Raw genomic sequence first — 381 nt, 5'->3', positions numbered from 1 at the left:
AAGGCGATGCAGGCCGCGCTGAGCGGGTCGCAGCCGCCGCAGGAGGCGCTGACCGCGGCCCAGGCCACGGCGGCGAGCGCCGTCCAGTAGCGTCGCGCGGGCCCGGGACGTACGGCTCCGGGCCCGCCTCTGGTCGTCCGGACGAAGGAAAGCATGAAACACGCAACACAGACGCCGGCCCCGGCGACCGGGGACGGCCGGCGGGAGCGGGTCCCGGAGCCGGGGGCCGGCAGCGCGCGCCGCAGATTCCGCCGGGGCGGTTCGGGACAGCAGTCAAGAGGGCAGCGGGCAGGAGGACAGCAGGCAAGAGGGCAGTGGGCGGCGTGGGCGTTCCTTGTGCCGGTCGTCGTCTACCTGGTCGCGTTCTACGTCTATCCGCTC

Annotated in this window: 1 pseudogene; it reads left to right on the top strand. The window is 74.3% G+C overall.

Annotation, left to right across the window (positions count from 1 at the left end):
- Positions 1-153 precede the first annotated feature (153 nt).
- A pseudogene (locus FLX08_RS40160) lies at positions 154-381 on the top strand (hypothetical protein); the annotation flags it as partial.

Origin of the sequence: Microbispora hainanensis, assembly GCF_006874475.1 — a bacterium.
GTDB lineage: Bacteria > Actinomycetota > Actinomycetes > Streptosporangiales > Streptosporangiaceae > Microbispora > Microbispora hainanensis.
Note: the sequence above shows the minus strand (reverse complement) of the source record. Positions and strands in the feature narration are given on the sequence as shown.